We start from the raw sequence: 23,921 nt of genomic DNA on the forward strand, positions 1-23,921 counted from the left end.
CAAGCCGACGAATCCCCTAGAAGACACCACGGTCAGTCAGAGGGTGAGTCAGACCGGCCGGGTGACCCGCTCCCACATCATCACTGTCAGAGGGCGGTGCGGGTTCGGGTCACCGCGTCGGTGGCGGTGGCCAGGACCTGGTCCGGGGGCGCGGCGAGGGTCAGATCGGCGGCTACCACGCGGAGCTGGTCGGGCAGGGCCAGGTCGCTGGGGAGGCGGGGCACGTCGCGGCGCGGCTCACCGGCCGCGTCGGCGGCCAGGTTGGCGATCTCCTGGACCAGCTTGTGCACCAGGTCGGCCCGGGACACGTTCCCGCCGTCCGCCTTGGCCGACCAGCGCGGCTGCTGCCAGTGCCCGACCTGTCGGACCAGCAGGGTCACCGCCCGGTCCAGTTCCGCTGCGCTCATCGCCGCCGAGTCTACGGCGACACCCGGCCGGAGCATGTTCAGCCGGCGTCAGCGTCGTACGTAGCTGAGCAGGCGGAGGATCTGCCAGTACAGGAAGATCAGCCCGACCAGCAGACCGAAGGCGCAGTACCACGCGTAGCGGCGGGGCAGCCGGTTCGCGGCCGACCGCTCGACCAGGTCGAAGTCGAGGATGAAGCTGAGCGCACCCGCGATGATCGCCACCACCGAGAACAGGTACGGCAACCAGCCCACCCGGTCACTGAGGCTGTAGACCACCACCCCCTGCCGCCCGGTGAACAGGTACGCGAACAGGTTGACCAGGCCGATCGCCACGATCCCGACGAGCATGCCGATGACCAGCCGGGCCAGGCGCGGGGTGGCGCGGACCAGCCGGGCCCGGTAGAGCACGGCCATGCCGAGGAAGACGCCGAACGTGCCGACCACCGCCTGCGCCACGATGCCCGGATAGACCAGTTCGAAGGCGCGGCTGGCCACCCCGAGAAGCAGCCCTTGCAGAACGGCGTACCCGACGATGACCGGCGGGCTGGTGATCTGCTTCAGCGAGATGACGAGCACCAGGGCCAGGCTGGCCAGCGCGCTCCCGGCGAGCGCGGCGGAGATCCACGCGGCCTGCGGCACCACCACCCAGGACACCGCCGCCGTGACACCGGTGACCAGCAGCAGACCCACGGTCCGGCTGACCACGTCGGCCACCGTCATCGTGTCGGCGGTACCGACCCCGAGCACCTGCCGCTCGGCGCGGCCGACGTCGTCCAGCCGGTCCAGCACCGGGTTGGCACTGCGCACCGTGACCACCTCCCGCCCACGTACCCGGATCCCACTCTGCCCCGGGCGGCCCGGCGGGGACGGGGAAACGGCGACGCCCGCCGCCGCGGATGCGGCAGGCGGGCGTCGTCGGGGAGGGCGTGATGTCAGTCGTCGCCCTGGAAGTAGCTGAGCAGCCGCAGGATCTCGATGTAGAGCCAGACCAGGCCGACCACGATGCCGAAGGCGGCGGTCCAGGAGTAGCGCTGCGGGAGGCCCATCCGGACCCCCTCCTCGATGTCGGCGAAGTTGAGCACGAAGCTCAGCGACGCCACCACGATGCAGACCAGGCTGAAGCCGATCGCGAGCGGGCTGCCGTCACGCAGGCCGGTGTTGACGCCGAACAGCGCCAGCACCAGGTTGACCAGCATCACGCCGAACAGGCCGGCCATGATCGCCACCATGATCCGGGCGAACTTCGGCGTGGCCCGGATGATCCGCGCCTTGTAGATCATCGCCATCAGGAAGAAGACGCCGAACGTGGCCACGACCGCCTGGAGCACGATGCCGTCGTAGAGCGACTCGAACGCCTTGCTGACCATGCCGACGAAGACGCCCTCGATGACCGAGTACGCCACGACGAGCGCCGGGTTGGCCATCCGCGAGAACGAGATGATCAGGCCGAGCACCAGGCCGACGACCGCGGCGCCGATCCACGCGACGCCGACGAGCGAGTCCGGCACGAGTACCCAGGCCGCCGCGGCCGAGGCGCCGAGGATGGCGAGCATGAGGACCGTCTTGACGACCACGTCGTCGAGGGTCATCGGGGTCACGGTGGGCGGGGCCACCGGCTGGCCGTAGCCGCCCGGGTAGGGCTGGGCGTAGGGCTGCTGGGGGTACTGCTGCTGCGGGTACTGCTGGGGGTATCCGGGCTGACCGTACGGCCCGGGCTGGGCGTACCCGGCCGCCCGCTCACGCTCTGCCGCCTGGCCGAGCCGGGCGAGCACCGGGTTCGAGGTCTTCACTTCTCAGGCCTCCCTCAGGGGGTCGATCGCACGAAAGACGTGCTACTCCAGGGTAGACGTGGGCGCAATCGCGCGCGCTACGGCTAGCTGTGGGAAAGCTGAGAGTTGACGTGCCCGGGGCGGGGGTCGAACCCGCACGCCTTGCGGCAGCCGCTTTTAAGGCGGCCGTGTCTGCCGTTCCACCACCCGGGCGGGTGACACCGGCGCGTCGACACGCGGCGGTGCAGATCTCACCGTAGCGGCTCGGCCGCGACGCGGCGTACCCCGGCGGGTGCGGCCGTTATGGTCGAGGCCGTGACCAGCGCCGCCCGCCCGGCCCTCCGGCCCGATCACCGCCGGGCGGCCGGTCCGGCGGGGGTCGCGCGGCGGGTGACGGCCGCCGTCCGCCGGCACCGCGCGGACCTGCTCGTGGGGCTGGCGTTCGTCGCGCTCGCCGCCTGGCTCACCCACGGCCTCTGGCCGGCGCCGGGCACGCGCGCACTCGCCCTCAACCCGGCGGACCAGACGCTGTACGAGTGGTTCCTGGCGCTGGACGCGCGTGCCCTGCGCGGCGAGCTGAGCCTGGTCACCGGCCGGTTGAACGCGCCGGACGGGGTCAACCTGATGGCGAACACCTCGGTCGTGGCGCTCGGCGTGCTGCTCGCCCCGGTCACGCTGGCGTTCGGGGCGCCTGTCACGTTCGCGCTGCTCGTCGCCGTGAACATGGCCGGTACGGCGCTCGCCTGGTACCTGCTGTTCACCCGCGTCCTGCGGGCCCGCCGGCTCGCTGCCGCGCTCGGCGCGGCGCTCTGCGGCTTCGGGCCGGGCATGGTCTCGCAGAGCAACGGCCACCTGCACATGACCGCGCAGTGGCTGGTCCCGGTGCTGGTCTGGCTCGTGGTCCGGCTGCTGCGCGCCGCCGACCCGGCCGGTCGCCCGGACGGTCCGAACCGCCGCCGCATGGCCTCCTCCGCGGCCGGGCTCGCCGCGGTCGTCACCGTGCAGGTCTTCGTCGGCGAGGAGGTGCTGTTCCTCGCCGCGCTCACCCTGGCGGTGACCGCCGTCGCGTACGGGCTGGCCGACCGGGATCTGCTGCGCCGGGCCGGCTCCGGGTTCGCCGGTGGTCTGCTCGTCGCCGCCGGGCTGGCGCTGCCGGTGCTGGCGTATCCGCTGTGGGTGCAGTTCGCCGGCCCGCAGGGCGTCGCGGACGGCATGTTCCCGCCCGCCTACTTCTCCGCCGACCTGATCGGCTGGACCCGCCTGTCCGCGCTGACGGTGTTCGGCAGCCCGGAGGCGGTACGGCTCACCACCGGCCCGGCCGAGTTCACCACGTTCCTGGGCTGGCCGTTGCTGCTGGTCGCCGCCGCCTGCGCGGTCTGGCTGGGGCGGCGGGCCCCGGTGGTGGCGCTCGTGGCCGGGGCGCTGACGATGGCCGCGCTCGCGCTCGGCCCGGAGGTGGTGGCGGGCGGCGAGCGGACCGGGATTCCCGGCCCGTACGCGCTGCTGGCCGAGCTGCCGGTGGTGGACGGCGCGCTGCCGATGCGTTTCGCGCTGGCGGTGCTGCCGCTCGCCGGCACCGTGCTCACCCTCGCCGTGCACCGGGCACTCGGCGAATCCGGGCGGGCCCGCCGGGTCGTCCCGTTCGCGGTCGGCGCGGCGCTGCTCAGTGTCCTTCCCACGCCGCTGCCCACGATGGACCGGCCGCCGCTGCCCGAGTTCGTCACCGGCGGCCACTGGCGGAAGTGCGTACACCCCGGCGGGGTGCTGGTGCCGGTGCCCACCGCCACCCCGCAGGATCCCTGGCCGATGCGCTGGGCCACCGCCACCGGCGTCGCGTTCGCCATGCCGGAGGGCTTCTTCATCGGCCCGTACGGCCCGCACGGCTCGGCCACCATGGGCACCTGGCAGCGTCCCACCTCGGCGCTGCTCGCCGACGTGGCCCGCCGGGGCGTGGTGCCCGCGATCGGTGACCGGCAACGCCGCCAGGCCGCGCGGGACGTCGAGTTCTGGCACGCCTCGTGCGTCGCGGTGACGGACGACACGCCGCACGCGGAGATGCTGCGCCGAAGCGTGGAGCAGCTGTTCGGGCGGCCGGGTACGCGGCTCGCCGACGCCTGGACCTGGCGCTTCTGAACCCGGACACGGCGAAGGGCCCCTCCCGTACGGAAAGGGCCCTTACCCGAAACGCGTCAGACGCGCGCGGCGACCGGCGGGGCGGACGCCTCGGCGAACTCCTCGCGCGGGTCGTGCAGCTGGCCCAGCGCGACCACCTCACGCTTGAGGAAGAACGCCAGCGTCCAGTCGACCACCACGCGCACCTTGCGGTTGAACGAGGGGATCCGCGACATGTGGTACGTCCGGTGCATGAACCACGCCGGCCAGCCGGTCATCTTGATGCCGTAGACCTGCGCCACGCCCTTGTGCAGGCCGAGGCTCGCCACGCTGCCGGCGTGCTTGTGCTTGTAGTCGACCGGCTCGCGCCCGCGGATCACGTTCGCGATGTTGTCGGCCATCCGCGCCGCCTGCCGCACCGCGTGCTGGGCGCTCGGGGAGCAGAAGTTGCCCGGCTCCTTGGTCAGGTCCGGTACGGCGGCGCAGTCACCGGCGCTCCACGCGCCCTCGACCACCCGGTCGCCGTCCACGATCTGCAGCGTCGGCCGGCAGGTGACCCGGCGGCGCTCGTCACGCGGGAAGTCCGTCGCGTCCAGCATCGGCGACGGCTTCACACCGGCGGTCCAGACGATGGTGTCGGACGGGAAGCTGTCGCCGTCGGAGAGCTTCACCACACCGTCGACGCAGGACTCCAGCCGGGTGTCCAGGCGGATGTCCATGTCCCGCTTCATCAGCTGCTGCACCGTGTAGGCGCCCATGTCCCGGTCGACCTCGGGCAGCACCCGCTGGGTCGCCTCGACGAGCACCCAGCGCATGTCCTCCGGCTTCAGCTCCGGGTAGTAGCGCAGCGCGTCCCGGGCCATGTCCTCCATCTCGGCGAGCGCCTCGATGCCGGCGTAGCCGCCGCCCACGAAGACGAACGTCAGCGCACGGCTGCGGACCGCCGGGTCGGTGGTGGAGGCCGCCACGTCGAGCCGGTCCAGCACGTGGTTGCGCAGGAAGATGGCCTCGCCGATGGTCTTGAACCCGATGCCGTTCTCGTGCAGGCCGGGGATCGGCAGGGTGCGGGAGACCGAGCCGGGGGCGACGACCACGTGGTCGTACTGGATCTCCCGGGCCGGGCCGCTGATCGGCTGCACCACGGCGGTCATGCGGTCGTGGTCGATCCGGGTGACGGTGCCCGCCACCACGGTGCACTTGCGCAACTCCCGCCGCAGCGGCACCACGGCGTGCCGAGGGGAGATGTTGCCCGCCGATGCCTCCGGGAGGAACGGCTGGTACGTCATGTGCGGCTGCGGGTCGACGACGATGACCTCCGCCTCACGCCTGCTCAGCTTCTTGGACAGGCGCAGAGCGGCGTACAGGCCCACGTGACCGGCACCCACGACAAGGATCCGCTTCGGGTTCACGTCATCTATCTTTCCCCGGGTGCTTCGGGTAATCCCGCGCGAGACCCCCTTCTGTGACGGAGCACAACCGGTGTGACCTGCGCAACGTCCCCGGAACGCTGGGTCATCTGCGCCGGAGCAGCCAGCCCAGCAAGCCGCTCAGTCCCACCGCCACCAGCAGTCCCGCCACTGTCGCGGCCTGGGAGCCGTCCGTGCCGCCCACTCCCCCGAGCCACGCCAGCACCACGCCGAGCACGGCGCTGGCGAGCACCACGCCGCCCACCCGGCCCAGCCACCGCAGCACCACGTCCGGATCGATCAGCCCGTCGTAGGGCAGCAGCGCGGCCAGCGCGCAGAGCGAGTGCGCCAGGTAGAGCAGCGTCGCCACGGCGAGCAGCCGCCACAGCGCCGGTGGCCGGTCGAAGCCGAGCGTGGCCAGCAGCCAGCCGCCGACTGTCACCAGCGCGGTGAACGTCGGCCAGATCCGGCGCGGCCCGGCCGCCGGGAGCACCGCGGCCACCGTCATGGCCAGCAGCGAGCGCGGGGTGAGGGCCTGCACCGGGTACGCGAGCAGGAAGCCGGCCAGCACGGTGAGGAAGATGCCGCCGCGTACGAGCAGCGGCAGCGGACTGACCCGGGCGGCCGCGTACCGCAGCGCCCGCACCCGCTCGACCAGGGCGTCCGTCACTGAGCCGGCCTTTCGTTCGCGACTGCGGGACTCCGCTTCGCTGCGTTCCTCGCGCTCACCGCAGTCCCGCCTTCGGGGCGGTCGCCAGCCGGGCCACGTCGCGCAGCACCTCGTCCAGGCTGCCCGCGCCCGCCCAGCGCACCACCGGCACGCCGTGCTCGCGGAGCTGGCCGATCATCGTGTCCCGGTCCAGCCGCCACAGCCGGTACGCCACCTCGGCCCAGCCCCGTTCCTTCGGCATCGGCAGCTCGGCCGGCAGCGTGTCCACCGCCACCACGAACCGGCCACCCCGGGCCAGCCGGGCCAGCATCTGCGCGGACCGCTCGTCGAGCAGCGGCGTGAGGACCACCACGAGCGCGTCCGAGGAGAGCACCTGCGGGCCGAAGACCTGGTCGTACGGCTCGTGCGGGGACGTGGTGGCCTGCACGTCGAGCAGCCACTCCAGCACGGTGAGGTACTGCCGCCGCCCGGTGGCCGGACGCAGTCGGCGGGCGGCCGGGCCGTACTCCAGCATCGACACCCGGTCACCGCGGTGCAGGTAGTGCTCGGCGATCGCGGCGGCGGCCCGCACGGTGGTGTCCAGCACCGACGCGGTGCCGTTCACGCCACCGGAACGCCCGGCCTCGGCCAGCACGTCCAGCAGCACCACCACCTCGGCGTCCCGGTCCGAGAGCGTGGCGGCGACGTGCAGTTGGCGGGCCCGCAGCGACACCCGCCAGTCGATCCGGCGCAGCCGGTCGCCGGGTGCGAACACGCGTACCCCGGCCAGTTCGCCGCCCTCGCCCGGCCGCCGCGACCGGTGCCCGCCGACCAGCCCGGCGGCCCGGGGCATCGCCTCGACCGCGTCGAACGGCTCGGTACGCGGATAGACCCGCGCCCGGATCGGGTCGGTGATCACCGCGCGGGAGACCAGCAGCCCGTCGGCGGCGGCGACCCGCACCCCGGCCGGGCCGATCGGGTGCCGCCCCCACCGCAGGGCGGTGCCGGTCAGCTCCAGGTCGACGGCGCTGCCCCGCGGCACGGAGGTGACGAACGGGCGGTCCGCCCCGCCGGAGCGGCTCACGTCCAGCCCGGTGCCGCCGAAGCCGACCTGCTCCACCCGAAGCCAGCGTGACATCCGGGTCCGGACCACAGCCAGGTCGTACCCGATCAGGTCGGGGTTGGCCACGGCGACGGTGGCGGCCAGCGGCGCGCCCTCGACCAGGTGGGTGTCCCCCACGCCGAGTTCCAGCTCGGGCAGCCCGGCGGGGCGGCGACGCAGCGCGTACGCGGTCCCGAGCGCGAACGGCGTGGCGAGCACCACCAGGTCGATGCGGCCGAGCAGGACTGCCGCCACGAGCAGTACGCCGGTGAGCAGCACGGCCCGGCCGAGCGCCCAGGTGGGCGCCCAGCCGCTCGCCGCGTCGGCCCGGTCCATCAGCGTCCGGCGGCGTAGCTGGGCAGCGCGCCGCTGGCCGGGGCGGGCGTCGACTCCAGCACCTCGCCGACCACGAACGACGGGTCGACGCGGCGCAGCCACATCTCCGGCCGCAGCGTGATCCGGTGCGCCAGCGCGGGCGCCGCCACCGCCTTGACGTCCTCCGGCACCACGTAGTCCCGGTTGGCGAGCACCGCCCGGACGCGGGACAGCAGCAGCAGCGCCAGCGAGCCGCGCGGGGACGCGCCGACGAGCACCGACGGGTGCTCCCGGGTGGCGGCGGTCAGCGCCACGATGTAGCGGCCGACCGAGTCCTCGACCACCACGTCCTCCAGCGCTGCCTGCATGGCGCGCAGCGTGGCGGCGTCCACCACCGGCTTGATCTCCGCCTCCTCGCGGCGGCGGGCGATCCGGCGGCGCAGCACGTCCCACTCCTCGTCGTGGCTGGGGTAGCCGAACGAGACCCGCAGCAGGAACCGGTCGAGCTGCGCCTCCGGCAGCGGGTACGTGCCCTCGTACTCGATGGGGTTTGCGGTGGCGAGCACGTGGAACGGCTCGTCGAGGCGGTAGGTCACGCCCTCCACCGAGACCTGCTTCTCCTGCATCGCCTCCAGCAGCGCCGACTGCGTCTTCGGCGGCGTCCGGTTGATCTCGTCGGCGAGCAGCAGGTTGGTGAACACCGGCCCGGCCCGGAAGGCGAAGTCGCCGCTGCTCTGGTCGTAGAGGAACGAGCCGGTCACGTCGGCGGGCAGCAGGTCCGGGGTGAACTGGAGGCGCCGGAAGTCCAGCCCGAGCGCCTGCGCGAAACAGCGCGCGGTCAGCGTCTTGCCCAGGCCGGGCAGATCCTCCAGCAGCACGTGACCACCGGCGAGGATGCCGGCCAGCACCAGCTCCAGCGCGTCCCGCTTGCCGACCACGACGGTGCCGACCGCCTCCAGCACGGCCCGGGCGAGCCGGCCCACCTCGGCGGGAGCCATGCTCCGGTCCACGTCGTTCATCAGATCTTCTCCAGTTCGGCGACGATCGCCGCGAGGTCGCGCGGCGACGGAGTGCGGCGGACGGGGGTGGCGAGGAACGTCCACAGTGGCTCGCCCAGCAGGGCTCGGGCGCGGGCCGGGTCGGACTCACGGGTGACGCCGTGCCGTTGACGCAGCCGTTCGTCGGCCAGCTCGCCGAGGCGCGGCAGGATGCGTTCGGTGAACCGCTCCCGGTTGTCGGCGGACCAGTCCAGCGGGCGCTCCCAGCCGTTGATCGCGGTACGCAGCGCGTCCCGGGCGGACCAGTTCCAGGTGCCGGGCTCCTCGCCGGCGGGCGCCCGGGCACCCGCGCGGGGCGGCGGCGGGGGTGAGAGCGCGGTGGTGACCCGGCGTACGGCGAGCACGGCGAGCACCCCGGCCACGATGATCCAGATCGGCACCTTCAGGCCGACCGCGCGCAGCCCGACCACGATCACCACGACGACGGCCGCGGTGACCGCGGCGGTCCGCAGCAGCGCGCGCGCCCGGCCGCCACCGGACGGACGCTCGGCCTCCCCGGCGGGCTCCTCGCCGAACGACATCAGGTCGTCGATGCTGGTGCTCACGACGCCTCCCCCGCCAGGCTGGTCAACTCGCCGCGCAACCGGCGCAGCGCGGCGCGGGCCTGGTCCCGGGTGTGCTCGTCGACCGGGTGCGTGGCGTAGCGGGCCTCCCGGTAGACGTGCGCGAAACCGTCGAGCACGTCGGCACTGGCGATCGCCGGGATCCCGGCCGCCGGGTCGCCGCGCAGCAGCCGGCCGACCAGGTCGGTCGGGGTGTCACCGGTGTGCCGGGGCACACCCGCGTCCTCGGCGGCCTCCTCCAGGCGTACCCAGCAGGCGATCACAGCGGTCCGCGGGTCGGTGGAGCGGTCGTCCAGTTCGACGAGTCCGGCGTCGAGCGCGGCCACCACCTCACGGGCGGTCCCCTCCGCGGTACGCCGCGAGCGCCGCACCGGCACCGCGCGAGTCGTGCGCCGCAGCGCGCCCCGGAGCACGTTCCACAGGACGTACCCGACGGCGCCCAGCACCGCCGCGAACAGCAACGCCACGGCGGTGGTGGCCAGCCAGTCGGGCACACCGCCCGACGTGGACTCGCCCACGTCGCGGGGTTCGACCGGGATCGACGGCACCGCCTCGGGCGAGGGGTAGTCCGGCACGTACGGGATGGTGTCGGCGGCGGGCGGGATCCGGCTGGCCCCGATGGCGGAGTGACCGGCGGCGAACGCGGCGAGCGCGAGCAGCACCGTCACCGCGGCGACCGGCCACCACCTGCGCAGTACGCCGAAATCCATCCCACCGCCTCAGGTGTTCCTCAGTCCACCCCGGCCAGGTCCTTCGCCCGGGTGAACACGTCGTCCAGCATCGCCGGTGTGAGCCGGCCGGTGAACGTGTTCTGCTGGCTGACGTGATAGCAGCCCAGCAACGCCGGCACCGACTCGCCGGACCAGTGTGCCCCATGGCCGAACACCGGTCGCGGAGTGGGCGGTCGCTGGCCGTACACCTGGCGTAGCACCGGCCACCACGCGGCCCACGCGAACGCGCCGAGCGCGACCACGACGCGCAGCGTGGGCCGGATCAACCCGACCTCGCGGTGCAGCCACGGCGCGCAGGTGTCCCGCTCGTCCGGGGTGGGTTTGTTGTCCGGCGGCGCGCACCGCACGGCGGCGAAGATGCGGGTGTCGCGCAGCGTCAGGCCGTCGTCGGCGGACACGCTCGTCGGCTGGTTGGCCAGCCCGGCGCGGTGCAGCGCGGCGAACAGCACGTCACCGGACCGGTCCCCGGTGAAGATCCGGCCGGTGCGGTTGCCGCCGTGCGCGGCCGGCGCCAGGCCGAGGATCGCGATCCGGGCGTCCGCCGGCCCGAGGCCGGGCACCGGCCGTCCCCAGTAGTCCTGGTCGCGGAAGGCCGCCCGCTTGACCCGGGCGACCTCCTCCCGCCACGTCACTAGGCGTGGGCAGGCGAAGCAGTCGCTGACCGCGCCGTCGAGGTCGGCCAGGTCGGCCGCCCGCGCGGCGCGGGCGACCACGTCCTGCGGGGTACGCGACTCAGCCAAGCTTCGCCCGGAACAGTTCCAGCGTGCGGGCCCAGGCGGTGGCGGCCGCCCGCTGGTCGAAGTGCTCCGGCCGGTCCTCGTTGAAGAAGGCGTGCGCGGTGCCGGGGTAGTCGAACGTCTGGCAGGTGCCACCGGCGGACTCGATGGACCGGCGTACGCTCTGCACCCCGTCGGCGGCGGACAGGCCGTCCGCCTCGGAGCAGTGGATGAGCGCTGCCTTCCCGGCGTAGTCGGCCCAGTCGGTGGCCATGCCCTCCCAGGGCAGGCGCGGGTAGAACCCGGCGGTCGCGACGATGCGCTCGGAGAACGTGGCGGACCACAGGGCCAGGCTGGCGCCCGCGCAGAACCCGGCGCAGCCCACCTTGCCGGCGACCTCGGACCGGCTCGCCAGGTATTCGGCTGCGGCGGCGATGTCGCTGGCCGCCTCGTCCATCTGGGAGCTGTTCAGCATCAGTCGCGGCTCGGTCGGCTTCACGGCCGGGCCGCCGTGCCGGAAGTCGGGCGCGAGGGCGACGAAGCCGGCCTCGGCGAAGCGATCCACCACGGCCCGGACGTGGGGCACCAGTCCCCACCAGTCCTGGATGACGATGACCGCCGGGCTGGCCGCACCGCCGGAGGGTATCGCGAGATACCCCTCGCTCGTCCCCCCGTTGCCGGTGAAGCTCACCATCTCGCCCATGGGCCCGTCCTCCTAGCGGTCAGTCATCATTGGCTGGTCGCCCAGTTGGCTGCTACGTGCCGGTAGCGTGCCACGCCGTCACCGGCGCGGGGAAGACGGAACAACAGTGGCATTCACCTCCTGTCGAACCGCCGGACAGGCACACACGCCGGGTATAGCGATTGCTAAACTAGCCGCGTGGTGGCTGGAGACTGGGACGTCTACCTGGTCGACGAGGTGCGGCAGTGGCTCGACACTCTCGACGGGTCCACCCATGCGCGGGTGGTACAGGCGATCGACCTCCTGGCCGAGCACGGACCAGGACTCGGACGGCCCCTCGTCGAGCATCCTCCTGGTCGCCGGCGACAAGTCCGGCCGATGGAAGACGTGGTATCAGGAGGCCATTCCCGTCGCCGAGCACCGCTACGAGCTCTACCTCAAGGACCGGGCACGAGAGGAGGGAAAGGCATGAGCGACTACTCCCGGTGGCAGGACATCCGCGCCGACCACGTCGCCCGGGCCGGCGGGGAAGAGGCAGTCGATGCGGGTAAGCAGGAACTCCTCGCCGAGGTCGTCGGCCATCGCCTCGCGGAGGTACGGCGAGCGCGCGGCTTGACCCAGCAGCAGGTCGCCGACCGGATGGGCGTCACCAAGGGACGGGTCTCCCAGATCGAGCAGGGGAAGATCTCCGGCCAGGACGTGGTGGCCCGGTTCGCCGCCGCCCTGGGTGGCCGACTCCATCAGGCGATCTACTTCGACGACGGTGACATCGCCGCCATCGCCTGACAGCGGCTCCGCGCGAGATCTTGGAAGATTGCGGCCCTTATGAGGGCCGTTTCCTTCCAAGATCTCGCGCGGTCGAGCGCACTCAGGGGGTTGACGTGGGTTCCGGGGAAGCGCTGGGGGTGGACGGGGCGGGCGGCGGGGCCGCGGATGGGGTGATGCTGTCGGTGGGCGCGGGTGCGGGTGGGGCGATCGACGGCGAGACCGGCGGGCCGAACGGCGCCAACTCCGGGCAGTACGGGTAGGTGTTACGCATCTCCGGCACCGCGCCCGTGTCGGCCATGCAGCTCGGCCAGCCGAGCGTGATCGGCACGCCGTTCTGGTCGAAGAGCCGTGCGTCGCGGATCAGCCGCCCCTGCTGGTCGTAGACGAAGACGTCCTCGATCCGCTCGTACCGGTGGTCCACCGACGTCTGCTCGTAACTGCCGTAGCTGTCGGTGTCGGCGCGCTCGTCCACCTGAGCCAGCACGGCGAAGGAGAACAACAGCAGCGCGGCGGTGCCGATCTGGTGCAGTTGCCGCCGCCACCCGGTGATCCCGGCCGAGCGACGGCCCCACCACATGGACGCGACGATCGCGCCGATGAGCAGCAGCATCCCCATCGAGCTGTTGCCGTCCAGCCGGGGCACCAGGCCGGACCGGCCGTCCACCATCCACGCCACGATCAGCGCGGCCAGCCAGCCGCGCACCAGCCACCAGGCCGGGCGCAGCGGACGGAGGAAGTCGCTCACCGTCTCGTGCCCGAGCACCGGGCCGAGCTGGCGGTCGAGCAGACGCAGCTGGGTGGCCGCCTCCCGCCGGGCCTCGGCGAGGCGGTGGAAACGCGCCGGCCGCCGGCTCGGCAGGGCACCGGCGGCGGCGCGCAGCTCGGCCGCGTACGCCTCGGGGGTGCCCAGCCGGTCCACGAGCGCGCCGTCGCCCTCGGCTGCCACCTCGGCGAGGTGTTCCGGCAGGTCCTCGGTCAGCTCGTCGCGGACCGCCGGCGGCAGGTCGGCGAGCGCCGCGCGTACCCGGTCGACGTAGTCCGTGATCTCCTGCCCCATGACGGTCATGCCGCCATCCCCCGATCGTCGAGCAGTGCGTCCATGGTGGTGGCGAACGAGCGCCAGGTCTTGCCGGAGCGGGTGAGCTGATCACGCCCGGCCGCGTTCAGCGAGTAGTACTTGCGGTGCGGCCCGGATTCGCTCGGCACCACGTACGTGGTGAGCAGGCCTGCCGCGAACAGCCGGCGCAGCGTGCCGTAGACCGAGGCGTCGCCGACCTCGGTCAGGCCGGCCTCGCGCAGCCGCCGCAGGATGTCGTAGCCGTATCCGTCCTCGTCCTTGAGCACGGCGAGCACCGCCAGGTCGAGCACGCCCTTGAGGAGCTGCGTGGTATCCACGCTCAGCACACTAGTGCGCAATGCGCACTACCGTCAACGACACAACACCTACCGGCGAGCGGTCCACCCGATGAAACGGTCGAACAGGTCGGCCGGGTTCGGGTTGGCGGCCATCAGGTCGGCGGTGGCGTCGAACAGGCAGCCCGCCATGTGGATGGACAGGGCGACGCGGTCGCGCCGGTAGTCCAGCAGCAGCAACAGGCGGGCCGGCGGGCACGGCCAGGGGGCCGCGCACACCCGGCACAACCACAGGGGCCGCATCGGTACGTGCGGCCGCACGACACGGCGACTGCGATCGGGTACGGGAGAACAGTTCCTCACGGTCATCCCCCGATCGTGCTCGCGCTGTTATCGATCGTCAACCCCTATCGCTGTTACCGATCGCGAGACAATCGCTGCTACCTACCGTCAAGGGGTGGTCGAGTTCGTGGGAATCGCTGAGATCCGAGACATGCTCGGCGGCGTCTCGCGTGCCCGCGCGTCAGTGGTCGCTTCGCGACGCGACTTCCCCGCGCCCTATCAGGTGCTCCGGATGGGCCAGATCTGGCGGAAGTCCGACGTCGAGAAGTGGATCAGGGAACACCGCCCCGACCTGGCGACGGACTAACCCCGCCCGTCCCGTTGACCAAGGACTTTGCGCACCCGGAGGCGTCCGGATCTGACACAAACTCCTTGATCACCGCCGATGGGGCGGGCGAGAAGATGAGGGCTAGGCCAGGCTCCAGGCGATGCCGTCGAGGATGTCGTGCTCGGAGGCGACCACCGACGGCATCCCGGCCCGCTCCATGATCACTCGCAGCACCAGCGCGCCCGCGCCGATCACGTCGGCCCGCCCCGGGTGCATCACCGGGTACGCCAGCCGCTGCTCGCTGCTCTTGCCGAGCAGGTCGGCGGTCACCTCGGCCACCTGCTCGTACGAGACGCGGGCGTGGTGGATGCGGCTCGGGTCGTACTCCTGGAGCCCTTCGGCCAGGGCGACCACAGTGGTGACCGAACCGGCGAGCCCGACCAGCGTGGCGGCCTCGCGGCCGGGGACGGCGGCGAGCGCGCGGTCGACGGCCGCGGCGATGTCGGCCTCGGCGGCGGCGATCTGCGCCGCTGTCGGCGGGTCGTCGTGCAGGTGCCGTTCGGTCATCCGGACGCAGCCGATGTCCACCGAGATCGCGCCGCGCACGCCGTCGGCGCGGGTGCCGACGACGAACTCGGTCGAGCCGCCGCCGATGTCGACCACCAGGTACGGCGGCTCGGCGTCGCCGGGCAGGCCGCGCACCGCGCCGGTGAACGACAGGCGCGCCTCCTCGTCGCCGGTCACCACCTCGGGCGGTACGCCGAGCGTGCGCTCGACCATCGCGCGGAAGTCGGCGGCGTTGGAGGCGTCACGGGAGGCCGAGGTGGCGCACATGCGTACCCGGTCGGCGCCGGACTTCTCGATCTCCGCCGCGTAGTCGGCGAGCGCGACCCGGGTCCGCTCGATGGCCTCCGGGGCGAGCATGCCGGTCTGGTCGACGCCCTGCCCCAGCCGCACGATCTCCATCCGCCGCGAGACGTCCACCAGTGGCGCCGCCTCCCCGGCCGACGCCTCGGGCAGGTCGGCGATCAGCAGTCGGATCGAGTTGGTCCCGCAGTCGATGGCGGCCACACGCGCACTCACGGCGCCCACCCTACGGCAGCCCGCCCCCACCCCGGCTCAGAGGCGCAGCAGCATTCGGGTGTTGCCCAAGGTGTTGGGCTTGACCCGTTCCAGGTCCAGGAACTCCGCGACACCCTCGTCGTACGAGCGCAGGAGTTGCTCGTACACCGGTTGCGGGACGGGTGCGCCGTCGATCTCGCGGAAACCGAACGAGCCGAAGAAGCCGGTCTCGAACGTGAGCACGAAGATCCGGGCGATGCCCAGCTCCCGCGCCGCGTCGATCAGCCCGCCGACGATCCGATGCCCGATCTTGTGGCCCCGGCAGGACGGGTCGACCGCCACCGTCCGGATCTCGGCCAGGTCCTCCCACATGACGTGCAGCGCGCCGCAGCCGACCACCGTGCCGTCCGAGGTCACCGCGACCCGGAACTCCTGCACGTCCTCGTACAGCGTCACAGTCGCCTTGCTGAGTAGCCGCCGGTCGTCGGTGTAGGTGTCCACCAGCCGGCGGATGCCACGCACGTCGGTGGTGCGGGCCCGGCGCACAGTGATCTCGTCGGCGCTCATCTCACTCCGCCGGCGGCACGTCCACGCAGGGGCCGGCCGCCCACCACTTCTCCACCAGCGCCAGCGTCTCGTCGCCGAACGGGTTTACCCCCGGCCCGGCGGCGAGCGCGTGCCCGAGGTGCACGTGCAGGCACTTCACCCTCCCCGGCATGCCGCCGGCCGAGATGCCGGCGATCTCCGGCACCTCGCCGATCGCCTCCCGGCGGGTCAGGTAGTCCTCGTGCGCCGCCCGGTACCGCGCCGCCAACTCCGGATCCTCGGCGAGCCGCTCGGCCATCTCCTTCATCAGCCCGGCCGACTCCAGCCGGCTGCACGCCGCGGTGGCGCGCGGGCAGGTCAGGTAGTACAGCGTCGGGAACGGCGTGCCGTCGGCCAGCCGGGGTGTCGTCTCCACCACGTCGGGCAGACCACACGGACACCTGTGGGCCACCGCGCGGGTGCCGCGCGGCGGGCGTCCGAGCTGCGCGGCCACCGCGGCCAGGTCGGCCTCGGTGGCCGGCTGGCGTTCCGGCGGGGGTACGGAGTCCGCCGCCGGCTCCTGCGGTGGTACGACGCTCAAGGAAGTGCCTTTCGAATCAAAGCTCACTTGTCGGGGCGGTCGGCGTTGGCCGCCCGCACGCTCGACCACAGGGTGTCGTACCAGGGCTCGGGCGGCTTCGGCGCCCCCGGCTTCGCGCCCTTGCCGGCGTCCTTCGCGGCGCCCTCCGGGTCGGAGAGCACCACGAGCAGCGTCTCGCCCGGCTTGCCCATGAAGAACCGCTCCCGGGCCTGCGTCTTGACGTACTCCGGGTCCTGCCACTTGGCCGCCTCGGCGGTGAGCCGGTCGATCTCGGCCCGCTGGGCGGCCTGCGCCGCCTCCATCCGCTCGATGTCGGCCTGCTGGTCCAGGTAGACCCGGACCGGATAGGTGTACGCCAGGGCGAGCGCGATCAGCACCGCGAACAGCACTGTGGCGCGCCCGGTGAAGCGCCGGGGTTGGGGTGCGGTGAGCCGCTTGACCGGACCACCGGCGGCGGTACGCCGGGCCGCGGCGGGGCGGCTCGCGGAGCGTACGCCGTCGGTGGCACGGGACGCGCCGGGTGACCGGCCGGCGGCGCGCGCCTCCGCGCGGACGCCGTTGTCGCGTGCCGTGGACCGGACCCGGGCGCCGCCCGTCCGGCCGGGCTGACCCGGCCGACGGGCGGGCCGCTGGCCACCCGGTGTGCGGCGCTGCTGCATCGTCACACCCCTCCCCCGGAGCGCTCGCTCAGGCCGAACGGTAGCGCGGGAACGCGCCGGCACCGGCGTACCGCGCCGCGTCGGCCAGCTCCTCCTCGATCCGCAGGAGCTGGTTGTACTTGGCCACCCGGTCCGAGCGGGCCGGCGCGCCGGTCTTGATCTGCCCGCAGCCGGTGGCGACGGCCAGGTCGGCGATGGTGGTGTCCTCGGTCTCGCCGGAACGGTGGCTCATCATGCACTTGAAGCCGGCCCGGTGGGCCAGGTCGACGGCGTCGAGCGTCTCGGTGAGCGAGCCGATCTGGTTGACCTTCACCAGCACCGCGTTTGCGGCCTGCTCGGCGATGCCCCGGGCGATGCGCTGCGGGTTGGTCACGAACAGGTCGTCGCCGACGATCTGGATGCGGTCGCCGAGCGCGGCGGTTAGCGTGGCCCAGCCGCTCCAGTCGTCCTCGGCCAGCGGGTCCTCGATCGACACGATCGGGTAGTCGCCGGCGAGCTTGGTGTAGTAGTTGCTCATCTCCTCGGCGCTCTTGGCGCTGCCCTCGAACGTGTAGGTGCCGTTGTCGAAGAACTCGGTGGCGGCCACGTCGAGCGCGAAGACGATGTCGGTGCCCAGCCGGTAGCCGGCCTTCTCCACGGCCTCGGCGATCAGGTCCAGCGCGGCGGCGTTGGTGGGCAGGTTCGGGGCGAAGCCGCCCTCGTCGCCCAGGCCGGTCGACAGGTCCTTCTTCTTCAGCACCGACTTCAGCGCGTGGTAGACCTCGGCGCCCGAGCGCAGCGCGTCCCGGAACGTCGGCGCGCCGATCGGCGCGATCATGAACTCCTGGATGTCGACGTTCGAGTCGGCGTGCGCGCCACCGTTGAGGATGTTCATCATCGGCACCGGGAGCAGGTGCGCGTTCGGGCCGCCCAGGTAGCGGAACAGGCTCAGCTCGGCGCTGCCGGCGGCGGCCTTCGCCACGGCCAGGGAGACGCCGAGGATGGCGTTCGCGCCCAGCTCGCCCTTGTTGTCCGAGCCGTCGATGTCGATCATCTTCTGGTCGATCAGCCGCTGCTCGCTGGCCTCGTAGCCGATGAGCTGGTCGACGATGCGGTCCTCGATGTTGGCGACCGCCTTCTCGACACCCTTGCCCAGGTAGCGATCCTTGTCACCGTCGCGCAGCTCGACCGCCTCGAAGGCGCCGGTGGAGGCGCCGGACGGCACCGCGGCGCGGGCGATCGTGCCGTCGTCGAGCCCGACCTCGACCTCGACCGTCGGGTTGCCCCGCGAGTCCAGGATCTCCCGGGCGACGATTCCCTCGATGGTTGCCACTGAGTCGCTCCTCGTTTGTGTGGTTCCGGTCCGTATGGGCCGCGACGGTGCGGCTGAGGCAGGTGTTGAACGCAGCGTATCGGTCCCCGCCCTGCCGTACCCCGCTCGGGGCGGCCCCCGAGGCGCTTGCTGAGACGGACATTCCCGGATTACCGGTCGTCAACCGGCAACCGGTTTGCGAGACGTTGCGTCGATCGACAAGGCTGGGCATCATGCCTGCCGCCTCGACGACTCTCCGCGTGCTCGCCGCCTCGGTCATCGCGTCGCTCTCGGTCACCGGCTGTCAGGCCCTGGACGACGCGAACGTCGCACTCGGTCGCGCCGACCTGGTCAACGACCTCGCCGCGCGGATGGACCGGGCGCTGGAGCAGACCTGGGCCGCCGACTACCAGCTCGACGGCGGCCGGACCGCCTCGATCGCGCAGACCAAGAAGCCGCTGCGGTCCACGTACACCTGGCCCGGTGGCAAGATCACCGTGACCCAGGAGTCGGTGACCCGGTGCGCCAGCACCGCCGCCCGTACCTCCTGCACCGTCTCGCCACCGGTGCTCACCGCCGGCAAGCCGTCGGTGATCGTCTACGACGAGGCGCGCAAGCAGGGCCTGGTCACGCCACCCGCGGTGATCCGGCTGCTCACCGACGCGGCGCTGGCGCCGGAGGCGGTCATCGAGCAGAGCGACACCACGCTCGCCGGCCACCACGCCACCTGCGTCGACGTCACCCACGACGGGGAACGCTTCACCGCCTGCGTGACGAACGAGGGCGTCCTCGGCAGCTTCTCCGGCACGCTCGACGGCAAGCCCGCCGAGGTGACGCTGAGCCGCTACACCGAGAGCGTCGAGGCCGCCGCGTTCGCGGTTCCGGCCGGCGCCGGTGTGGTGGACCGCCGCCCGTCCACGTCGTGACCACGCCCGGGTTCCGGCCCGCGGCGGATCACGGGCGGCCGCCGCGACCGGACGACCTGGCGCTGCCGGTGGCCGGCCGGAAGCTGCTGACCGGCCCGGACGAGCAGCCACTGCGCATCGGCGGACTGCCCGGCGACCTCGCCTGGATCCCGGTCGGCACGCTCGACGGCGTCCCGGCGTGGGCGGCCGAGGTGACCGATCCGGAGTCGCTGCCCGGCCGGTGGCGCGGCTGGCGCGGCCTCGCCGCCGAACTGCCCGCACCCCGGGCGGATCTCGCCGGGCGGGCGCTCGCCGTGGTCACCTGGCGGCGTACCCACAGGTGGTGCGGGGCGTGCCGGGCCGAGCTGACCGACGTGCCGGGCGAGACCGCGCGGCGCTGCCCGGACTGCGGGCTCACCTCGTTCCTGCCCCTGTCCGTCGCGGTGCTGACCGCGATCACCCGCCCCGGCGAACTGCTGCTGGTCCGCCACACGCAGGGGCCGAGCGAGTTGTGGGCGCTCGTCGCCGGGTTCGTCGAGGCGGGCGAGTCGCTGGAGGCGGCGGTACACCGCGAGGTCGCCGAGGAGGTCGGCCTGACGCTGCGGCGACCGGTCTACGTGGACAGCCAGCCGTGGGCGCTGTCCGGGCCCGGCACGCTGCTCGCCGGGTTCACCGCCGAGGTGACCGACCCGGCCGCCGAACCCGTCGTCGACGGCACCGAGCTGACCGAGGCGCGCTGGTTCCCGGTGGATGCGCTGCCCGCCGAGCTGCCGCCCGCGTACTCCCTGTCGCGCTGGCTGATCGACGCGGTCGCCGCCCGGCGGTGACCGCAGGCGGGTCGCCACCGGCGGTGAGCCTCACACCCCCAGCAGCGTGCGCAGGTGGCGCGGCGGCGGGCAGTCGTGCGCCAGCATCGCGTCGTGCCAGTCGCGCAGCGGCACACCGTCCGGCCGGGCGGCGGCGATGTCGGCCATCTCGCTGTAACCGACGAAGTACGTGGAGAGCTGCGTCGAGGTGAGCAGCGCCCGCCGCCACTTGCCGGCCGCCTCGCCCTCCTCCTGGAAACCGCGCCCGGTCATCAGCGCCATCGCCTCCGACTCGGGCAGGTCGTCGCAGTGCACGAGCTGGTCCAGCAGCGCGTTGATGGTCATCCGGAGCTGCATCTTGAGCTGCTGCAACCGCACCGGCAGCCCGCCGAAGCCGAGCCCGGCCATCAGCTCCTCCGCGTAGACCGCCCAGCCCTCGACGAACACACCCGACTCGGTGAGCGCGCGTACCCGGGTCGGACCGTCGTAGCGGCGGGCGTGCGCGAGCTGGAGGAAGTGACCGGGCATCGCCTCGTGCACGGTCAGGTTGCGGATCATGTGGTCGTTGTACTCGCGGTAGAACGACTCGACCCGCTGCGCCGGCCAGTCCGACGGGGTGGGCGAGATGCAGTAGAACGTCGGTACGTCGGCCGTCTCCAGCGGGCCCGGCGAGTCGCAGTAGGCCACCGCCACGCCGCGCGCGAACTCCGGCATCTCCTGGATCACGCACGGGTCGCCGACCATGCTGACCAGGTCGTGGTGGCGGACGAAGTCACTCGCCTCGTCGAGCGTGACCGAGGCGAGATCGACGATCGTGGCGTCGTCCGGATGCTCGGCGGCGAGCAGGTCCAGCGCCCGGCGTACCGTCTCGTCGTCGGCCGGACCACCGACCAGCTCGACCGACGCCGCGCGGATCTCCTCGGTGACCCGGTCGAGGTTCGCCCAGGCGCGGCGCTGCACCTCGGCGGCGCTCAGCTCGGTGTCGAGCGTGTGCCACAGCCGCGCCTCCCACCGCCGCCGGCCCAGCCGCGGGTCACGCCCCGGGCCGGCGTCGGCGGCCAGGCCCTGCCGCAGCCAGGCGACGAACTCCTCCAGCGCGGCGATCGCCTCGGTGGCCGCCGGGCCGACCCGGTCGCGCATCGCCGGCGCCTCCGCCAGCAGGCCGGGTACCTCGTCGCGGATCAGCGCCGCCGTACCGGCGAACTGCCCGACCGCCGTCTCCGCGTGGACCCGCGGCATGTCCCGCAACGTCGCGCGCGCCGTCGACAGCGCGTCGGGTACGGCCGACAGACGCCCGGCGAGACTGGTCAGGCGCTCCTCGGCCGGGGCGAAGGGACGGGCCAGCAGGGCGTGCAGCAGCGGCCCCGGATTGTGGCGCAGCGGATCCCACTCGTGGCCGCGGATCTCGGTGGCCTCGAACAGACCCCGGTCGACGAGGCTGGTGAGCAGCGCGTGGTCGACGCTCTCCGCCGGGTCGAGCGCGTCCGGGTCGATCTCGGCGAGCGCGTCGGCCGCGTCCTTGAGCATCGCCTGGTCCGCGGCAAGGGCGTCGGCGGAGAGGTCGGGCAGCCGATCGTCGTAGCGGTGGTCTCCGACGGAGGTGGCCAGCCCGGGCCGGCTCTCCAGCAACGCCTCCACGATCCGCTCTGCCAGCGGCACGAACGACTCCATCCCCCGACCCTACCGATCACCCCGCCCACCCTCCCGCCTCACCGCCCCCGTTGATCAAGGAGTTCGGTCCCCGCAAGAGCCCCGCGACCCAAACCCCGTTGATCACCGCCGCAGGTCCGCCCGGAAGGCCGGCGCTTGGGTGCCGGCCGCGTGCGCGCCTCACCCCGAGGCCCGCGTAGATCTTGGACGGAAACGGCCCCCATAGGGGCACTTTCGTACCAAGATCTACGGCGATCCCGGGATGCAGACGGCGAATCTCGACTGCCGGGAGAGCCGCGGCCAAGCAAGGCCGACCAGTCGACTCGGCGATCTTGCACTTTGCGCCCGGGCAGATGGGGCATTTACGGCACAGCCTGGGCCGAAAGTGCAAGATCGCCGTGAGAGGGGAGGGGGGAGGGGGCGTCAGGCGGGGTTGGTGGGGGTGGGGCGTTCGGCGGCTCTGACTGCTTCGGCGTACGCCAAGGTGGCCCGCCGCAGGGCGGCCTCGGGGTCGATACCGGCCTGACGGGCCGCGGCGACTGTGGCCAGCAGGCTCGCGCCGAGCCGGGCCTCCGGGTCCACCTGCGACTCGGCCAGCGGGGGCGGTACGGCGAGGCCGACCCGGCCGGCCCGGTCCAGGATCTTCGCGGCCAGCGACAGCGCGGGCTGGCTCAGCGCGATGCCGTCGAGCACCGACTCACGGGTCTTCTCGGCCCGCTTGATCCGCTCCCAGTTCGCCTCGATCTCCTCGATCGAACCGGCCGGCTCACCGGAGAACACGTGCGGGTTGCGTCGCACCATCTTGTCGACCAGGGTGCCCGCGACGTCGTCGACGGTCCAGCTCTCGCCCTCCGGCAGGTTCTCCGCCAGCCGGGCGTGCAGCAGCACCTGAAGCAGCACGTCGCCCAGTTCCTCGCGGAGCGCGTCGGTGTCGTCGGCGCTGATCGCGTCGTACGCCTCGTAGCACTCCTCCAGCAGGAAACCGGCCAGGCTGCGGTGGGTCTGCGCCCGCTTCCACGGGTCGCCACCAGGGGAGGCCAGCCGGTCCATCACCTCGACCGCGTCGAGCAGCCGGGCGCCGGGCGGATCCCACGAGCCGTACATCAGCTCCAGCTCGGCCAGCCCGGGCTCGCGGGCAAGCCGCAGCCCCAGCTCACGGGCCAGCGCCTCGTCGCCGGCCGGGCCGGCCAGCCACACCGCCCCGCCGTGCGCGGCGACGGCGTCGAGCAGGGCCTGGGTCGCACCCTCGGTCACCACGCTCACCTCGGCGCCGGCCGTCCGGACCGCGCGGGTCAGCTCGCTCTCCGCACCGGCGAGGACCGGCGCGGAGCGTACGGCGTCCCAGGCGGCCGAGGTCAGCAGGCCGGCGGGCAGCCGTGGTGAGGTGACGAGCAGGACGATCCGCGCGGTCATGCGGCTCCGGGAGCCGGGGAGCCGGAGGCCGGCGCCTCGGGCGTGGAGATGTCGGTGACCGGGCCGTCCTTGCCGACGTACGGCAGGGAGTAGAAGACGAACGACTGGCCGGTGTTCACGAGCGACGGCACGCCGGTCACGCCGAACCGGGGGTTGACGCGGACATCCGACTTGTCGGCCTGCTCCTGCAGCGCGCTGCTGAGCGCGGTGGCGGTGCGGACGAAGCCGGCCTCGCCGAACGCCTGCCGGACCTGGTCGACGCTCAGGCCCGGCTGGATCGCCCCGGTCTTCTCAAGGGCGTGGTAGACGGCCATCAGGGACTCGTCGCTGAGGTCGGCCGGGGGCAGGCTCTGCTGGAGCGTGCCGGAGAGGTCGACCCACTCGCCCCACAGCTTCGTGTACTCGGTGGTCGCCGGCATGCGGAGCGCCTGCTGGATCTGCTCCGGGGAGATCTGGTCGGTGACCTGGAGGCCCTTCTCGGCCGCCACACGCTTGCCCAGGTCGATCGCGACCAGCAGGTTCAGCACGTCCTGCCGGGTCACCGAGGACCGCAGCTCCGCCGGCGACGGCGTCTGCGGGGCCTGGCTACGGACGGCGTCCGCGTACTGCCGCTGCGCGTCCTCGTAGATCGCGTCGACCCGGTCGACGGAGTAGCGGGTGTCGCCGACGTACGCGGCGACGTCCGGGGCGGAGCGGCCACAGGCGGCGAGGGAGAGCGCGGCGAGGGCCGCGACGCTGACAGCGACGAGGGAACGGCGAGCACGCATG

The 23,921-nt window shown here is 73.0% G+C and carries 27 protein-coding genes, 1 tRNA gene and 1 pseudogene; 6 read left to right on the forward strand and 23 right to left on the reverse strand.

The window, feature by feature from the left end:
* Positions 1 to 86: 86 nt before the first annotated feature.
* From AC2CHG_RS08365 to AC2CHG_RS08380, 4 genes are all read right to left on the reverse strand, one after another.
* Positions 87 to 407, reverse strand: a complete 321-nt coding sequence (locus AC2CHG_RS08365; protein WP_355506617.1) for a hypothetical protein — start codon at positions 405 to 407, stop codon at positions 87 to 89.
* A 48-nt stretch (positions 408 to 455) separates the two neighbouring features.
* Positions 456 to 1,214, reverse strand: coding sequence for a Bax inhibitor-1/YccA family protein (locus AC2CHG_RS08370; protein WP_262012505.1), 759 nt, complete (start codon positions 1,212 to 1,214; stop codon positions 456 to 458).
* Positions 1,215 to 1,339: 125 nt separating this feature from the next.
* The gene (locus AC2CHG_RS08375; RefSeq protein ID WP_194798542.1) at positions 1,340 to 2,197 is read right to left on the reverse strand and encodes a Bax inhibitor-1/YccA family protein; all 858 of its coding nucleotides are present in this window, start codon (positions 2,195 to 2,197) and stop codon (positions 1,340 to 1,342) included.
* Between the two features lie 111 nt (positions 2,198 to 2,308).
* Positions 2,309 to 2,389: transfer RNA gene (locus tag AC2CHG_RS08380), tRNA-Leu, on the reverse strand.
* 90 nt (positions 2,390 to 2,479) lie between these two features.
* Between AC2CHG_RS08380 and AC2CHG_RS08385 the strand changes: the two genes are divergently transcribed.
* Positions 2,480 to 4,309, forward strand: a complete 1,830-nt coding sequence (locus AC2CHG_RS08385) for a DUF6311 domain-containing protein (protein WP_484524484.1) — start codon at positions 2,480 to 2,482, stop codon at positions 4,307 to 4,309.
* A gap of 56 nt (positions 4,310 to 4,365) precedes the next feature.
* Here the strand turns inward: AC2CHG_RS08385 and AC2CHG_RS08390 are convergent, their stop codons facing one another.
* From AC2CHG_RS08390 to AC2CHG_RS08425, 8 genes are all read right to left on the reverse strand, one after another.
* Positions 4,366 to 5,697 (reverse strand): NAD(P)/FAD-dependent oxidoreductase, encoded by a 1,332-nt coding sequence (locus AC2CHG_RS08390; protein WP_013284111.1) that lies wholly within the window; start codon positions 5,695 to 5,697, stop codon positions 4,366 to 4,368.
* A gap of 103 nt (positions 5,698 to 5,800) precedes the next feature.
* A complete protein-coding gene (locus tag AC2CHG_RS08395) occupies positions 5,801 to 6,364 on the reverse strand; it encodes a hypothetical protein (protein WP_262012507.1) in 564 nt (187 codons plus the stop codon).
* A gap of 55 nt (positions 6,365 to 6,419) precedes the next feature.
* Positions 6,420 to 7,781: a DUF58 domain-containing protein gene (locus tag AC2CHG_RS08400; protein WP_262012508.1), complete on the reverse strand. Its 1,362-nt coding sequence runs from the start codon at positions 7,779 to 7,781 to the stop codon at positions 6,420 to 6,422.
* Positions 7,781 to 8,779 carry an AAA family ATPase gene (locus AC2CHG_RS08405; protein WP_194798551.1) on the reverse strand — a complete coding sequence of 333 codons (999 nt, stop codon included), beginning with the start codon at positions 8,777 to 8,779 and terminating at the stop codon, positions 7,781 to 7,783. The genes AC2CHG_RS08400 and AC2CHG_RS08405 overlap by 1 nt, the downstream gene beginning before the upstream one ends.
* Positions 8,779 to 9,339 carry a hypothetical protein gene (locus AC2CHG_RS08410; RefSeq protein WP_402815138.1) on the reverse strand — a complete coding sequence of 187 codons (561 nt, stop codon included), beginning with the start codon at positions 9,337 to 9,339 and terminating at the stop codon, positions 8,779 to 8,781. The genes AC2CHG_RS08405 and AC2CHG_RS08410 overlap by 1 nt, the downstream gene beginning before the upstream one ends.
* A 20-nt stretch (positions 9,340 to 9,359) precedes the next feature.
* Positions 9,360 to 10,091 (reverse strand): DUF4129 domain-containing protein, encoded by a 732-nt coding sequence (locus AC2CHG_RS08415; RefSeq protein ID WP_484524485.1) that lies wholly within the window; start codon positions 10,089 to 10,091, stop codon positions 9,360 to 9,362.
* Between the two features lie 20 nt (positions 10,092 to 10,111).
* Complete coding sequence (locus AC2CHG_RS08420; RefSeq protein WP_262012748.1) at positions 10,112 to 10,825, reverse strand: uracil-DNA glycosylase; 714 nt, start codon at positions 10,823 to 10,825, stop codon at positions 10,112 to 10,114.
* Between the two features lie 19 nt (positions 10,826 to 10,844).
* Entirely contained in the window at positions 10,845 to 11,531 is a 687-nt protein-coding gene (locus AC2CHG_RS08425; RefSeq protein ID WP_135243364.1) for a dienelactone hydrolase family protein, read from the reverse strand.
* Positions 11,532 to 11,708: 177 nt separating this feature from the next.
* On the opposite strand from AC2CHG_RS08425, the pseudogene AC2CHG_RS08430 reads away from it, so the two are divergent.
* Positions 11,709 to 11,982: pseudogene (locus AC2CHG_RS08430) on the forward strand (type II toxin-antitoxin system RelE/ParE family toxin).
* Positions 11,979 to 12,296 (forward strand): helix-turn-helix domain-containing protein, encoded by a 318-nt coding sequence (locus AC2CHG_RS08435; protein WP_484524486.1) that lies wholly within the window; start codon positions 11,979 to 11,981, stop codon positions 12,294 to 12,296. The pseudogene AC2CHG_RS08430 and the gene AC2CHG_RS08435 overlap by 4 nt, the downstream one beginning before the upstream one ends.
* Before the next feature lie 82 nt (positions 12,297 to 12,378).
* On the opposite strand, the gene AC2CHG_RS08440 is transcribed toward AC2CHG_RS08435, so the two are convergent.
* From AC2CHG_RS08440 to AC2CHG_RS08450, 3 genes are read right to left on the reverse strand one after another with little or no spacing between them, the layout of a single operon-like run.
* Positions 12,379 to 13,344, reverse strand: coding sequence for an HAAS signaling domain-containing protein (locus tag AC2CHG_RS08440; protein WP_484524487.1), 966 nt, complete (start codon positions 13,342 to 13,344; stop codon positions 12,379 to 12,381).
* Complete coding sequence (locus tag AC2CHG_RS08445) at positions 13,341 to 13,673, reverse strand: PadR family transcriptional regulator (RefSeq protein WP_030271259.1); 333 nt, start codon at positions 13,671 to 13,673, stop codon at positions 13,341 to 13,343. Before AC2CHG_RS08445 ends, AC2CHG_RS08440 begins: the two co-directional genes overlap by 4 nt.
* Positions 13,674 to 13,721: 48 nt before the next feature.
* Positions 13,722 to 13,910, reverse strand: coding sequence for a hypothetical protein (locus tag AC2CHG_RS08450; protein WP_262012513.1), 189 nt, complete (start codon positions 13,908 to 13,910; stop codon positions 13,722 to 13,724).
* Positions 13,911 to 14,088: 178 nt separating this feature from the next.
* On the opposite strand from AC2CHG_RS08450, the gene AC2CHG_RS08455 reads away from it, so the two are divergent.
* The gene (locus tag AC2CHG_RS08455) at positions 14,089 to 14,280 is read left to right on the forward strand and encodes a hypothetical protein (RefSeq protein WP_222947856.1); all 192 of its coding nucleotides are present in this window, start codon (positions 14,089 to 14,091) and stop codon (positions 14,278 to 14,280) included.
* Positions 14,281 to 14,382: 102 nt separating this feature from the next.
* Here the strand turns inward: AC2CHG_RS08455 and AC2CHG_RS08460 are convergent, their stop codons facing one another.
* Genes AC2CHG_RS08460 through eno form a run of 5 tightly spaced genes read right to left on the reverse strand, consistent with a single transcriptional unit; the run spans position 14,383 to position 18,400 of the window.
* Positions 14,383 to 15,312, reverse strand: coding sequence for a Ppx/GppA phosphatase family protein (locus AC2CHG_RS08460; protein WP_484524498.1), 930 nt, complete (start codon positions 15,310 to 15,312; stop codon positions 14,383 to 14,385).
* 48 nt (positions 15,313 to 15,360) lie between these two features.
* Positions 15,361 to 15,870 (reverse strand): amino-acid N-acetyltransferase, encoded by a 510-nt coding sequence (locus tag AC2CHG_RS08465; protein ID WP_013284096.1) that lies wholly within the window; start codon positions 15,868 to 15,870, stop codon positions 15,361 to 15,363.
* A 1-nt stretch (position 15,871) separates the two neighbouring features.
* On the reverse strand, positions 15,872 to 16,429 hold the full coding sequence (locus AC2CHG_RS08470) for a DUF501 domain-containing protein (protein ID WP_484524488.1): 558 nt from the start codon (positions 16,427 to 16,429) through the stop codon (positions 15,872 to 15,874).
* Between the two features lie 23 nt (positions 16,430 to 16,452).
* On the reverse strand, positions 16,453 to 17,088 hold the full coding sequence (locus AC2CHG_RS08475; protein WP_484524489.1) for an FtsB family cell division protein: 636 nt from the start codon (positions 17,086 to 17,088) through the stop codon (positions 16,453 to 16,455).
* 28 nt (positions 17,089 to 17,116) lie between these two features.
* Positions 17,117 to 18,400 carry a phosphopyruvate hydratase gene (gene eno / locus AC2CHG_RS08480; RefSeq protein WP_013284093.1) on the reverse strand — a complete coding sequence of 428 codons (1,284 nt, stop codon included), beginning with the start codon at positions 18,398 to 18,400 and terminating at the stop codon, positions 17,117 to 17,119.
* 212 nt (positions 18,401 to 18,612) lie between these two features.
* Here eno and AC2CHG_RS08485 point away from each other — a divergent pair, with 212 nt between their 5' ends.
* Both AC2CHG_RS08485 and nudC read left to right on the forward strand, forming a co-directional pair.
* Positions 18,613 to 19,305 carry a hypothetical protein gene (locus tag AC2CHG_RS08485; protein WP_262012515.1) on the forward strand — a complete coding sequence of 231 codons (693 nt, stop codon included), beginning with the start codon at positions 18,613 to 18,615 and terminating at the stop codon, positions 19,303 to 19,305.
* Positions 19,302 to 20,111: an NAD(+) diphosphatase gene (nudC, locus tag AC2CHG_RS08490; protein ID WP_484524490.1), complete on the forward strand. Its 810-nt coding sequence runs from the start codon at positions 19,302 to 19,304 to the stop codon at positions 20,109 to 20,111. Before AC2CHG_RS08485 ends, nudC begins: the two co-directional genes overlap by 4 nt.
* 30 nt (positions 20,112 to 20,141) lie before the next feature.
* On the opposite strand, the gene AC2CHG_RS08495 is transcribed toward nudC, so the two are convergent.
* The 3 genes from AC2CHG_RS08495 to AC2CHG_RS08505 all read right to left on the reverse strand — a co-directional run bounded on the left by AC2CHG_RS08495 (position 20,142) and on the right by AC2CHG_RS08505 (position 23,920).
* Positions 20,142 to 21,761 carry a DUF885 domain-containing protein gene (locus AC2CHG_RS08495; protein ID WP_484524491.1) on the reverse strand — a complete coding sequence of 540 codons (1,620 nt, stop codon included), beginning with the start codon at positions 21,759 to 21,761 and terminating at the stop codon, positions 20,142 to 20,144.
* Positions 21,762 to 22,163: 402 nt separating this feature from the next.
* Positions 22,164 to 23,153 carry a nucleoside triphosphate pyrophosphohydrolase gene (locus AC2CHG_RS08500; RefSeq protein ID WP_262012518.1) on the reverse strand — a complete coding sequence of 330 codons (990 nt, stop codon included), beginning with the start codon at positions 23,151 to 23,153 and terminating at the stop codon, positions 22,164 to 22,166.
* Positions 23,150 to 23,920: a SurA N-terminal domain-containing protein gene (locus AC2CHG_RS08505; protein WP_262012519.1), complete on the reverse strand. Its 771-nt coding sequence runs from the start codon at positions 23,918 to 23,920 to the stop codon at positions 23,150 to 23,152. Before AC2CHG_RS08505 ends, AC2CHG_RS08500 begins: the two co-directional genes overlap by 4 nt.
* Between the last annotated feature and the right edge of the window lies 1 nt (position 23,921).

The sequence above is a fragment of the Micromonospora sp. ATLC20 genome, from assembly GCF_057196585.1.

Excerpts from the sequence above, each read along its gene's own strand:
- AC2CHG_RS08435 (WP_484524486.1), top strand. The coding sequence starts at position 11,979 with ATGAGCGACTACTCCCGGTGGCAGGACATCCGCGCCGACCACGTCGCC.
- AC2CHG_RS08415 (WP_484524485.1), bottom strand. The coding sequence starts at position 10,091 with ATGGATTTCGGCGTACTGCGCAGGTGGTGGCCGGTCGCCGCGGTGACG.
- AC2CHG_RS08365 (WP_355506617.1), bottom strand. The coding sequence starts at position 407 with ATGAGCGCAGCGGAACTGGACCGGGCGGTGACCCTGCTGGTCCGACAG.
- AC2CHG_RS08500 (WP_262012518.1), bottom strand. The coding sequence starts at position 23,153 with ATGACCGCGCGGATCGTCCTGCTCGTCACCTCACCACGGCTGCCCGCC.
- AC2CHG_RS08495 (WP_484524491.1), bottom strand. The coding sequence starts at position 21,761 with ATGGAGTCGTTCGTGCCGCTGGCAGAGCGGATCGTGGAGGCGTTGCTG.
- AC2CHG_RS08440 (WP_484524487.1), bottom strand. The coding sequence starts at position 13,344 with ATGACCGTCATGGGGCAGGAGATCACGGACTACGTCGACCGGGTACGC.
- AC2CHG_RS08505 (WP_262012519.1), bottom strand. The coding sequence starts at position 23,920 with ATGCGTGCTCGCCGTTCCCTCGTCGCTGTCAGCGTCGCGGCCCTCGCC.
- AC2CHG_RS08425 (WP_135243364.1), bottom strand. The coding sequence starts at position 11,531 with ATGGGCGAGATGGTGAGCTTCACCGGCAACGGGGGGACGAGCGAGGGG.
- AC2CHG_RS08385 (WP_484524484.1), top strand. The coding sequence starts at position 2,480 with ATGGTCGAGGCCGTGACCAGCGCCGCCCGCCCGGCCCTCCGGCCCGAT.
- AC2CHG_RS08485 (WP_262012515.1), top strand. The coding sequence starts at position 18,613 with ATGCCTGCCGCCTCGACGACTCTCCGCGTGCTCGCCGCCTCGGTCATC.
- AC2CHG_RS08465 (WP_013284096.1), bottom strand. The coding sequence starts at position 15,870 with ATGAGCGCCGACGAGATCACTGTGCGCCGGGCCCGCACCACCGACGTG.
- AC2CHG_RS08405 (WP_194798551.1), bottom strand. The coding sequence starts at position 8,779 with ATGAACGACGTGGACCGGAGCATGGCTCCCGCCGAGGTGGGCCGGCTC.
- AC2CHG_RS08410 (WP_402815138.1), bottom strand. The coding sequence starts at position 9,339 with ATGTCGTTCGGCGAGGAGCCCGCCGGGGAGGCCGAGCGTCCGTCCGGT.
- AC2CHG_RS08475 (WP_484524489.1), bottom strand. The coding sequence starts at position 17,088 with ATGCAGCAGCGCCGCACACCGGGTGGCCAGCGGCCCGCCCGTCGGCCG.
- AC2CHG_RS08400 (WP_262012508.1), bottom strand. The coding sequence starts at position 7,781 with ATGGACCGGGCCGACGCGGCGAGCGGCTGGGCGCCCACCTGGGCGCTC.